The 10,016-nt window shown below is 63.9% G+C and carries 10 protein-coding genes and 1 pseudogene; 5 read left to right on the plus strand and 6 right to left on the minus strand.

Annotation, left to right across the window (positions count from 1 at the left end; all coding sequences use genetic code 11):
• Window positions 1-12 precede the first annotated feature (12 nt).
• Window positions 13-861: a LysR substrate-binding domain-containing protein gene (locus CWO89_RS34850; RefSeq protein WP_130582971.1), complete on the minus strand. Its 849-nt coding sequence runs from the start codon at window positions 859-861 to the stop codon at window positions 13-15.
• Between the two features lie 104 nt (window positions 862-965).
• On the opposite strand from CWO89_RS34850, the gene CWO89_RS34855 reads away from it, so the two are divergent.
• The 3 genes from CWO89_RS34855 to CWO89_RS34865 all read left to right on the plus strand — a co-directional run bounded on the left by CWO89_RS34855 (window position 966) and on the right by CWO89_RS34865 (window position 3,126).
• Window positions 966-1,874, plus strand: coding sequence for a DMT family transporter (locus CWO89_RS34855; RefSeq protein WP_130582972.1), 909 nt, complete (start codon window positions 966-968; stop codon window positions 1,872-1,874).
• A 119-nt stretch (window positions 1,875-1,993) separates the two neighbouring features.
• Complete coding sequence (locus tag CWO89_RS34860) at window positions 1,994-2,674, plus strand: site-2 protease family protein (RefSeq protein ID WP_130582973.1); 681 nt, start codon at window positions 1,994-1,996, stop codon at window positions 2,672-2,674.
• A 44-nt stretch (window positions 2,675-2,718) separates the two neighbouring features.
• Window positions 2,719-3,126 carry a hypothetical protein gene (locus CWO89_RS34865; protein ID WP_130582978.1) on the plus strand — a complete coding sequence of 136 codons (408 nt, stop codon included), beginning with the start codon at window positions 2,719-2,721 and terminating at the stop codon, window positions 3,124-3,126.
• A 123-nt stretch (window positions 3,127-3,249) separates the two neighbouring features.
• On the opposite strand, the gene CWO89_RS34870 is transcribed toward CWO89_RS34865, so the two are convergent.
• From CWO89_RS34870 to CWO89_RS34890, 5 genes are read right to left on the minus strand one after another with little or no spacing between them, the layout of a single operon-like run.
• A complete protein-coding gene (locus CWO89_RS34870; RefSeq protein WP_130582974.1) occupies window positions 3,250-4,038 on the minus strand; it encodes a cell envelope integrity TolA family protein in 789 nt (262 codons plus the stop codon).
• A 12-nt stretch (window positions 4,039-4,050) separates the two neighbouring features.
• Window positions 4,051-4,521, minus strand: coding sequence for a TonB system transport protein ExbD (gene exbD / locus CWO89_RS34875; RefSeq protein WP_028164594.1), 471 nt, complete (start codon window positions 4,519-4,521; stop codon window positions 4,051-4,053).
• 3 nt (window positions 4,522-4,524) lie between these two features.
• Window positions 4,525-5,517 carry a tonB-system energizer ExbB gene (gene exbB, locus CWO89_RS34880; RefSeq protein WP_130582975.1) on the minus strand — a complete coding sequence of 331 codons (993 nt, stop codon included), beginning with the start codon at window positions 5,515-5,517 and terminating at the stop codon, window positions 4,525-4,527.
• Window positions 5,514-6,203 carry a Fe2+-dependent dioxygenase gene (locus CWO89_RS34885; RefSeq protein WP_130582976.1) on the minus strand — a complete coding sequence of 230 codons (690 nt, stop codon included), beginning with the start codon at window positions 6,201-6,203 and terminating at the stop codon, window positions 5,514-5,516. The genes exbB and CWO89_RS34885 overlap by 4 nt, the downstream gene beginning before the upstream one ends.
• A gap of 11 nt (window positions 6,204-6,214) precedes the next feature.
• Window positions 6,215-8,767: a TonB-dependent receptor gene (locus tag CWO89_RS34890; protein WP_130582977.1), complete on the minus strand. Its 2,553-nt coding sequence runs from the start codon at window positions 8,765-8,767 to the stop codon at window positions 6,215-6,217.
• Between the two features lie 194 nt (window positions 8,768-8,961).
• On the opposite strand from CWO89_RS34890, the pseudogene CWO89_RS49260 reads away from it, so the two are divergent.
• Window positions 8,962-9,114, plus strand: a pseudogene (locus tag CWO89_RS49260) (transposase); the annotation flags it as partial.
• On the plus strand, window positions 9,093-10,016 hold a 924-nt coding region (locus CWO89_RS34895; RefSeq protein ID WP_349644921.1), incomplete at its 3' end, for an IS3 family transposase. The pseudogene CWO89_RS49260 and the gene CWO89_RS34895, both read left to right, overlap by 22 nt.

The following is a 10,016-nucleotide window of genomic DNA, read 5'->3' on the forward strand; positions in this document are numbered from 1 at the left end:
GAAAAGTGGGTACTAGACCGGTTGCGCGAGCTCCGCGACCAGATGGTCGGCCAATAGCGACGCCGCGCGCGATAGATTGGCGGCGCGATGCTGCCTGATCTCGGCGCGCGGCAGCGGCGGCATGCCGTCGCGCTCCGAGAGGCGTCGCAGCCGCGGCGGAAAGGTGCCGGCCTTGACCACGGTCACCGCCAAGCCTTGGGCTGCGATCGCCTCGACCGCCGCGAGGCTGTGGCTGACGAAGGCGAGCCGCCACGGCCGTTTCGCAGTGTCGAGCGCCTGCATCGCCCAGCTCCGGAACAGACAGCCCTGCGGATAGAGCGCCACGGGAAGCGGGTTCAGCTCCTCGACGCGGTGCTCCGGGCTCGCCGCCCACACCGCCTGCTCGCATCGCAAGAGTTCGCCCTCGCCGCTCCCTTGCGGATGCATGGCGATGACGAGATCGTAGGCCTCGCCAAGCCGGTCGGTCATGGAGGACGTCAGCCCCGTCTCCATCTCGATATGGATCAGCGGATAGTTGGCGACGAAGCTGGCGAGCAGCGGCGGGACCAGTAGCGTGCCGTAATCGTCCATCACGCCGACGCGGACGCGTCCCTCCACCTTGTGCTCCCGGACGCGGCCCATCGCCTCCTCGTTCAGGCTGAGGATGCGGCGCGCATAGCCGAGCAGGCCCTCGCCGGCTGCGCTCAGATCGACATTGGCTTTAGTGCGGTGAAACAGCTCCGCCTGCAGCCGCTCTTCCAGCCGCTTCACCTGCATGCTGACCGCTGATTGCGTCCGGTTCAGCGCCACGGCCGCGCGGGTGAAGGAACGGTGGTCCGCCACCGCAACGAATGCCTTCAGGAGGTCCGGATCCAGGCTCATAACGAATGGTGATTTTATCTATCAGATAAATTCCATTCCCTGATTAGCGCCTGTCCCCTACCGTCGGCAAGAGCCAAAAAGGGGATCAAGCCGGATGAGACTTGATGGGTGAGACTTGGGGTGTCCTGGCCGCGGTGCTTTCGAGCGCGCGCGGCGGCACGTCGATCGGGGCAACGCGCTACCTTGTCAACGCCATCGACCCGCTCGCCATCGGCTCGTTCCGCTTCGGCATCGGCTTCCTGTTGCTGCTTCCGTTCGTCCTGATCCAGCGAAGAGGCTGGCCGGCGCGGCGCGACTGGCTGGCGGTGATCGGCTTGGGCCTGCTGTTCTTTGCCGCATTTCCGATCCTGTTCAACGCATCCCTGATCTTCACGACGGCGGCGCGAGGGGCGCTCGCGCTCTCGACATTGCCGTTGCTGACGATGGCGGTCGGCGCGGTGCTTGGCAGCGAGCAATTGACGGTGCGAAAGACCACGGGCGTACTGGTGACGATCACAGGCGTCGCCATGGCCCTGCTTTCCGGCCTCAGCGCCGCGCCGGAAGGGGCGTGGCGCGGCGATCTCCTGATGGTCGCGGCCGCGCTCTGCATGGCGCTCTACAGTATCTGGTCGAAGCCCTTCATCCGCCGCTCCGGCCCCATCCCGTTCACCACGATGGCCATGGCCGCCGGCGCCGCCTGCCTTATCCTCGCCTCGCTCGCGCGCGGCAGTTTTGCCCCGGTCGCCGCTTTCGGTGTCCCGCAATGGTTCGGCGCGGTCTATCTCGGGGCCTTCGGCGCGGCGCTGACGTTCTACCTGTGGGCGTTCGCGCTGGAGCGGACGACACCGACCCGCGTCGCGATCTCGGTGACCGTCAATCCGATCGCGGCATCGCTCGTCGGGGCCACTGTGCTGGGTGAGCCGCTGCGCTGGAATCTGGTTGTCGGCATCGTGACCGTGTTCGCAGGCATCTGGATCGCGACGACGCAATCCAGCCCCGTCGAGGCCGATCCGGCAGTGCAGAAGCTACGCTGACGGCGGAGAGCTATATTCCGCGCCAATGCGTCGCAACGCGTTTACCGTCTTGCGCCGGAACCCGACCGCAACCATCATGTCTGGTTGAGAGCGGCCGCCGCCGCGACCGGATATCCCCCTTGAACATCTCCCTCTACACCATCTCCGTCTGGGTGCTGCCACTCCTGATCGCCATCACCTTCCATGAGGCGGCGCACGGCTTCGTCGCCCACCGGCTGGGTGACAACACCGCCTGGCAGCTCGGCCGCGTCAGCTTCAATCCGCTGAAGCATATCGATCCCTTCGGCACCGTGGTCCTGCCCGCCGTGCTGTTGCTGTCGCAGTCGCCCTTCCTGTTCGGCTATGCCAAGCCGGTGCCGGTCAATTTCCGCAACCTCAAGCATCCCCGGCTCGACATGGTCTGGGTGGCGCTGGCTGGCCCCGCCACCAACATCATTCTCGCTCTGGTTGCCGCACTGGCGTTCCACGTACTGCCATTCCTCCCGCCGGATAGCGCGCGCTGGATCGCGGACAATCTCAAAAACGCGTTCCTGATCAATATCGTGCTCGCGATCTTCAACATGATGCCGATCCCGCCGCTGGACGGCGGCCGGGTGGCGGTCGGGCTCTTGCCCCGGCCACTCGCCGAGCCGCTCGCGCGCCTCGAGCCCTATGGGTTGCTGATCCTGATCGGGCTTTTGATCCTGCTGCCCCTCCTCGGTTCGCAGCTTGGTCTCAATCTTGATATTATTTCCGCGATACTGCGGACACTGACCGGCTATGTGATTGGTGCGCTTCTCTTCATCACCGGCAACGCCTAGGTTGAGAAAAAAATCGCGAGGGCCTCTTGATCAAAGCTGCCGATATGCTGATCGCTCGACGTGCGGACACCCGCGCCAGGGCGGACCTCGCGACGTGGAAAATGCTCGCCAAGCTGAACGGCACGTCGTCCCTGTCGGCCGACGCGCAGAACTTCCTCGCTACCTACAACAAGCTCCTGGCGCAGATGCCGGAGCTTGAGGCGAGCGAGGCCACCATCAAGCTGATGTACAAGAGCTATTATGCCGAGATGGGCGGTGCCGGTACGCCGCCCGACGTCCCCGCCCCCTCCCGCGAGCCGGTCGCCGACCGCGGCAACGTCACCGCCTTCCGCCGCCTCCCCGCCAAGAAGCCGGGGGTATCAGGTCCAACAGGCAAACGGCCACTCCCGGTGGCGCTGATCTTCGCCTGCCTCGTCGTGGTCTATGTCGGCATCCGCTATTTCTGGCGCTAGTTCAGTAGAACGGTAGGGTGGGCAAAGCGAAGCGTGCCCACATTATTCTTGCACCGCCCGTGAATGGTGGGCACGCTCCGCTTTGCCCACCCTACGGGCTAATCCGCCCAGTGTCCCAACCCGTTACTTCGGCTTCTTGAAGTTCACGTCGAGGCTGAAGGCGAACTGGTCTTCGGTGAGTTCGGCTGGCGGCGCGGGGACGGGGTCGGAGCGGCGAACCATTGAGATGGCCGCGTCGTCGAACGCTTGGTCGCCTGAGGACTCCGCGACCGCGACGTTGACGATGTTGCCGCGGCGGTTCAGCACAATGCTGACTTTCACGGTGGTCGCCTTGCTCTTGTTGTGCGGATAGCGCTTGTGGAGCTCGAAATAGGCGCTGATCTTGCGGCCCCAGTCGGCGGTGAGCTTCTGCCTGTCCTTGCCGATGCCGCGATTCGGGGCCTTGGCCTGCTCGGCCTCCGGCGCGTTCTCCTCCAGCGTCTGCCGCGCGGTTGCTTCCTGGGCGGGCGCCTCTTCGGAGGCCTGGGTCTGGACGGCCTGGACCTTGGGATCGTCTTCCTGGGGCTTCTTCGAGTCGTTCTGCGTGACGATGCGGTCGGGGTCTTCGGACTCGATCGGCACGTCCTTCGGCAGGTCGGTCTCCTTGACCTCGGCCTTCTGCTCGGAGAGCTGCGGAGCGGCCTGCGACGCATCGGCGTCGGGACCCGGCGGCAGATTCTCGTCCTCGACCTTGGGCGAGGCCATCTCCACCGCGAACTCGGCGGCATTGGCCCCGAGGCCGTCGCCGACGTCATCGCCGCGCAAATTCGCAAGCGCCAGCGCTGCGCCGCCAACATGCAGCGCAAGCGCCGTCACTGCGGCGCAAATCCATAGCCGTCGGGAAGGCCTTTGCTCGAGATCGAGGTCAGACATCGCTGTCCGTCGTCAGGGTTTTGCCGGCTCGGCGGCTTGCGGCGCGGCAGGCGCGCCGGGAACGCCTTCGAGCGTCACCAGCTTGACCCTGTTGTAGCCGCCCGAGCGCAGGATTTCCATCACTCCCATCAGCTCGCCATAAGGCACCGCGCGATCCGCGCGCAGAAATACATACTTATCCTTGCTCATGTCGGCCAAGGTATCGAGCGAATGCACCAGCTCAGTGCGCTTGACCGCATTTTCGCCGATCGCAAGCGTCAGGTCCGACTTGATGCTGACATAGGTCGGCTTGTCCGGCTTCTTCTGCGGCGTCGCGCTCGACGTCGGCAGATCGATCGGCAGGTCGACCGTGGAGAGCGGTGCAGCCACCATGAAGATGATGAGCAGCACCAGCATGACGTCGATGAATGGCGTGACGTTGATCTCGTGCGATTCCGCGAAATCGTCGTCGTCGCCGTCATTGTCTGCGATCGAGACAGCCATCGCCTACTCCGCCGCCGTGCGCGAATGTGCGCCGCCGGTCATACTGACATTGGTGCGGTCGAGGTCGCGCGACAACAACCGTGCCGCCGCGCCCGAGGCACGGCCGACCAGTTCCAGATAGCCCTTCGTCACCCGCGAAAAGTGATTGTAGATGATCACGGCCGGGATCGCCGCGACAAGCCCGATCGCGGTCGCGAGCAGCGCCTCGGCGATGCCGGGCGCGACCACCGCGAGGTTGGTGGTCTGCGATTTCGAGATGCCGATGAAGCTGTTCATGATGCCCCAGACGGTGCCGAACAGACCGACGAAGGGCGAGGTCGCGCCGATGGTCGCAAGCAGGCCCATGCCGACGCGAATGCGGCGGCCTTCGGCACGCACGATCTCGGCAAAGCTCGACGCCGCGCGTTCCTTGATGCCGGCGTCGCTGGAGATGCCGGCCGACAGTCGCCCTTCCCGCATCGCCGCGGCGATCAGGGTCGAGAGCACGCTGCCCTTGGCGCCGAGCGCGAACTGGGCTTCAGCGAGCGAGCGCACATCGCTGATCTTGGCGAGCGCGGCGCGCAACTTGCGCTGCACGACGGTGAGCTCAATCATCTTGGCGATGAACACCGTCCAGGTCACCAGCGACGCAAAGGCAAGACCAATCATCACCGCCTTCACGACGATGTCGGCATTCCAGAACATCACCCAGGGCGACAGTTCCTTCAGTCCGGCGATGGTCGCCGATTTCTTGCCCTCGCCTTCGGCAGGCGCTGCACTGACGTCCTGAGTTCCCTGCGAGGCAACCGGCGCGGCGGCGGAGGGTGACTGCGCCGGCGTCGTCGCCTCTGCCGGTGGTTGCGGCGCGGCGGGAGCAGTCTGTTGCTGCGCGACAGGCGTCGATGGAGCGGGAGCGGCGGGCGCCATCTGCTGCTGCGCCGACGAGGATGCCGTCAGCGCGACCAGCGTCAGCACGGAGAGTGCAACAAGTGTCGCGCGGGTAGTTAGAATGTTCATACTTCGGCCCAGTGGCGTATCAAGTTGTGATAGATGCCGGTCAATTTGACCGTTTCGGGGTCGTCTCGCCCAAGCCGCTCCACCAAGGCCTGGATAGCGGTGTCCAGATCGAAGATCAGACTGCGAGCGTGCGCATCCCGTACCATGCTCTGCAGCCAGAAGAAAGACGCAACCCGCGCGCCTCGCGTCACCGGCGTGACCAGATGCAAACTAGAAGCAGGATAAAGAACGAGGTCGCCGGCCGGCAGCTTCACTTCATGCGAGCCGTAGAAATCTTCGATGACGAGCTCGCCGCCATCATATTCATCCGGCTCCGATAAAAACAGCGTAACCGAGAGGTCGGTGCGGATCCGCAAGCCGGTGAGGTGGTCTCCCCTCACCGCGTTGTCGACATGCAGACCGAAATGATGACCGTCGGCGGCGACGTAACGGTTGAACAAAGGTGGAAAGATTCTAAGTGGGATCGCCGCCGAGATGAAGCGCGCACTGGCCGTCAGCGCCGACAGCACGCGGCTGCCAAGCTGGCGGGCGACCTCGCTATCCGGCGGCAATTGCTCGTTGCGCTTCACCAGCGCCGATGCGGCGCCTGCCGTCGAACGTCCATCCTCCCACGCGCTGGCATCCATGATGCGGCGGAAGTCCGCCACATCGGCCTTGCTCAGCACATTCGGAACGCAGATCAGCATGCCCTGTCGTTTCAGAACCGTGCCGATACGACGAGATAGGCGGCGCGACCTGGCGCCTCGAGCACAAACGGAGCCGGGCTCTGATACAACGCGTCGTAATAAAGCTTGTTGAAGATGTTGTTCACGAACAGTTTGACTCTCCAGTTCTTGTTGAGCTTCGCCTCCGCGAACGCGTCGAAGCGCCAGTAGCTCGGCAATTGCGTGCCCTGGTTCGCTGCGAGGAACGTGCCGCCATAGATCTTGGAGCGATAGACCGCCTGCCCGCCGATCTCCCACATGTCCGTGAGTTGGTACTTCGTCAGCAGGCTGAACGACTGATGCGCGACGTTGGCGAGCGGCAAGCCGACATTGGTCGTGTAGAGAATCGTATTCGCGGGCGGAACGAGCGATTTCGTCACCTCGGACTGCATCAGCACCAGTCCGCCGAACACGCTCCATTTGTCCGTGATCTTGCCGCCAAGGCCGAGGTCGATGCCGCGGATGCGGTAGGCGGCACCGGCACTGATGCAGGGCACGGTGCCGCTTGTGTTCGCGGGATAGGGACAGGATGCGGTGGCGGTCGCCGGCGTGATATTGACCGATTCACGCGCGTTATCCTTCTCCGTCTGGAACAACGCCGCCGTCACCAACAGGTGCCGATCGAACAACTCCCATTTGGTTCCGAGTTCGATCGCCGTGTTCTTCTCGGGACCAAAGATCTGATTGGTGTTACCGTTCAGCACCGGCGAGAGTCCGCCATACGCCGTGCTGGTGCCGTCGAACTCCGCACCGACAGGATTCGAAGAGGTGGCATAGGCCGCATAGACACTCGCGATCGGAAGCGGCTTGAGCAGGATGCCCAAATTGAAGTTCGGCAGACCGAACTCGGCCGACTGCCTCCCGAACACGTTCGGAACACCGTTGACCGTGCCGAAGCCGCTCGTGTTGATCTTGTAATCATCGTAGCGGATGCCGCCGTTGAGGATGACGAGATCGTGGTAGTTGACGGTGTCGAGCAGGTAGCCGCTCGTGGTGTCGATCCCGATCTTGGTCGGGAGACCTGCAAGCGTCGGGGTCGTTCCGAACGGCAGGAACGTGTATTGCGGGTTGAACACGCTGACACCCGTGACCGAGCCCGTGCCCGAGAAAGGCGCGCCAATGGCTTCCGAACTCAAGCCGGTATACTTGTCGATGCTGGAGCGCTCCTGCGACACTTCAACACCGGCGAGCGCCGTATGGCGCCAGCCTCCGGTGTCGAATTTGTAGGTGGCTTCGGTCTGATTGGCCAGCATATCGGTGGTCTGATAGCGGCTCTGCGGATTGGCCGACAACGTCGAGAAAATGAGCGGGTTCACGAGGACCGGCGCCTCGGGCAGCGTGCCGATGTAATTCAACAGCGAGTGCGAGGCTCGGGTCTTGTTGCTGATCAAGAGGTCCGGCGTGACCTGAACTTCGGCGTTAATGGTGCCGATATCCTGCTTCACCTGCGAGAAGTCGCGATCGGTGAAACCGTACCAATTGTTGCGGTTGACGCCGAAATCCGGGAACGGGCCGCCTGCCTTGCTCGCCGTGCTCGGCCGGAAATAGGGCACACCGAAATCCGGCAGGCCATGAATATCCGTGTGAATATAGCCTGCGGTCACCTTCACCGCATCGATCGGCGTCCACTTCGCCGCAACGAATCCACCACCGCGGTCGTCGGACACGTAATCGCGGCCGGCAACGCCCGCGTCCTGGAACAGGCCGCCCGCGCGCACGGCAAGCGTCGGGCTGATCACCTGGTTGACGTCGAGCGTGACGCGCTTGGTGCGGTCGGTGCCGAACGTCGTATCCATGTTGTAGAAGCTGCCCTCCGTCGTCGCCTGCTTGGTGACGATGTTGATGGCGCCACCGGTGGTGCCGCGGCCGGCAAATGAAGAGCCGGGACCGCGCAGGATTTCGACCTGCTCGGTGAAGAAGTTCTCGCGGACGCTGACGCCGGCGTCACGCACGCTATCGATGAACACGTCGTTGCGGGCATCAAAGCCGCGGATGAAGAAGCGGTCGCCGAAGGCGTTGCCGCCCTCGCCGGTGCCGAGCGTGACACCGGCGGTGCTCAGCACGGCCTGCCGCAACGTGGTGGCGTTCTTGTCGTCCAGCACTTGCCTGGAGAGCACCGTGATCGTCTTCGGCGTGTTCAGGATCGGCTCGGGGAACTTTCCTGACGCCTGCACGCGATCGACCTTGTAGGGCGCGGCGGGATCCGCATAGGGATCGCGATCGGCGTTGAGCCCGCCGGCGTTGGGATAAGGCACGGCCGCAACCCGCGTCTGCTGCGTGCGACGTGACGCGCGCCTGAGTGCGGTGCGCGCGCGGACCTGATCCGGTGTCGGCTTGGTGTTGGCCGGCCGCGGCCGCGCCACCGGCGCTTCCACGTTCACGGGCGGCAAATTGGGTTGTTGCGCTTCGGCGCCGGAAAACGATGCGACCGCGATCAGGCCCGCGACCGTCGACACTTTCTTGCCCGAGCAGCCCTCAAGCCGTTCGCCGACCGAGTTGATCGCCACCTCGAAACGCAGCGACCTCGGTGCCTTTACATTGCTCATCACTCGCCCCCGCGACGAATTCTGGTTTATGCGCTCTGAAGCGCGACGACGTGTCCCAGGGCGGGTGGTATCGGCGACGAAATTTCGGGTCAACGCGAATGCATGGATCGCTCGTTTGAATCGATCCAGATTGACCTGCCACTGAGTATTTCCTCCAGAAGGAGTTAGAGTCCGGCCCGAAGAAGGACGGACAGATGAAGCGAGCAAGGTTCACGGAAGAGCAGATTATCGCGATATTGAAGGAGCATGAGGCTGGGGCGAAGACGGCTGATCTGGCTCGCAAGCATGGGATCTCGGAAGCGACGATCTACAATTGGAAGGCTAAATTCGGCGGCATGGACGTTTCCGAGGCGAAGCGGCTGAGGACCTTGGAAGAGGAGAACGCGAAGCTGAAGAAGCTTCTGGCCGAGCAGATGCTCGATACGGCCGCCCTTCGCGAGCTGCTTTCAAAAAAATGGTAGGGCCCGCCGCCAAGCGCGCTGCGGTCGCGCATCTGCAGGCCGTCGTGAGCCTGTCGGAACGGCGGGCCTGCTCGATCGTGGGCGCGGATCGGAAGATGATCCGTTATCGCTCCAGCCGCCCTGCGGACGCGGCTCTGCGCGGCCGGTTGCGCGATCTCGCCAACGAGCGGCGGCGTTTCGGCTACCGCCGGCTGTTCGTCCTGCTGCGGCGGGAGGGCGAGCCATCGGGGATCAACCGGATCTACCGGCTTTATCGCGAGGAAGGGCTCACCGTCCGCAAGCGGCGGGCTCGCCGCAAGGCCGTGGGGACCCGGGCCCCGATCCTGGTCGAGGCCAAGCCAAATGCCCGCTGGTCGCTGGACTTCGTCCACGACCAGTTCGCCAATGGCCGACGCTTCCGCATCCTCAACATCGTCGACGACGTCACCAAGGAATGCCTGGGCGCCATTCCGGACACGTCGATCTCGGGGCGGCGCGTGGCCCGCGAACTGACGGCCATCGTCGAGCGGCGCGGCAAGCCAGGAATGATCGTGTCCGACCATGGCACCGAGTTCACCTGCAACGCCATGCTGGCTTGGTGCAAGGACGCAGATATCGATTGGCACTTCATCGCACCGGGAAAGCCGATGCAGAATGGCTTCGTCGAGAGTTTCAACGGCCGGATGCGCGATGAACTGCTCAACGAGACCCTGTTCTTCGATCTGGATGACACCCGCGTCAAGGTCGCGGCTTGGGTCGCCGACTACAATATCCGGCGGCCTCACTCGTCGCTGAAATACCTGACCCCC

Origin of the sequence: Bradyrhizobium sp. Leo170 (assembly GCF_004296405.1) — a bacterium.
Classification (GTDB): Bacteria; Pseudomonadota; Alphaproteobacteria; order Rhizobiales; family Xanthobacteraceae; genus Bradyrhizobium.

Excerpts from the sequence above, each read along its gene's own strand:
- CWO89_RS34890 (WP_130582977.1), bottom strand. The coding sequence starts at position 8,767 with ATGAGCAATGTAAAGGCACCGAGGTCGCTGCGTTTCGAGGTGGCGATC.
- exbB (WP_130582975.1), bottom strand. The coding sequence starts at position 5,517 with ATGAACATTCTAACTACCCGCGCGACACTTGTTGCACTCTCCGTGCTG.
- CWO89_RS34865 (WP_130582978.1), top strand. The coding sequence starts at position 2,719 with ATGCTGATCGCTCGACGTGCGGACACCCGCGCCAGGGCGGACCTCGCG.
- CWO89_RS34870 (WP_130582974.1), bottom strand. The coding sequence starts at position 4,038 with ATGTCTGACCTCGATCTCGAGCAAAGGCCTTCCCGACGGCTATGGATT.
- CWO89_RS34885 (WP_130582976.1), bottom strand. The coding sequence starts at position 6,203 with ATGCTGATCTGCGTTCCGAATGTGCTGAGCAAGGCCGATGTGGCGGAC.
- CWO89_RS34855 (WP_130582972.1), top strand. The coding sequence starts at position 966 with ATGGGTGAGACTTGGGGTGTCCTGGCCGCGGTGCTTTCGAGCGCGCGC.
- CWO89_RS34850 (WP_130582971.1), bottom strand. The coding sequence starts at position 861 with ATGAGCCTGGATCCGGACCTCCTGAAGGCATTCGTTGCGGTGGCGGAC.
- exbD (WP_028164594.1), bottom strand. The coding sequence starts at position 4,521 with ATGGCTGTCTCGATCGCAGACAATGACGGCGACGACGACGATTTCGCG.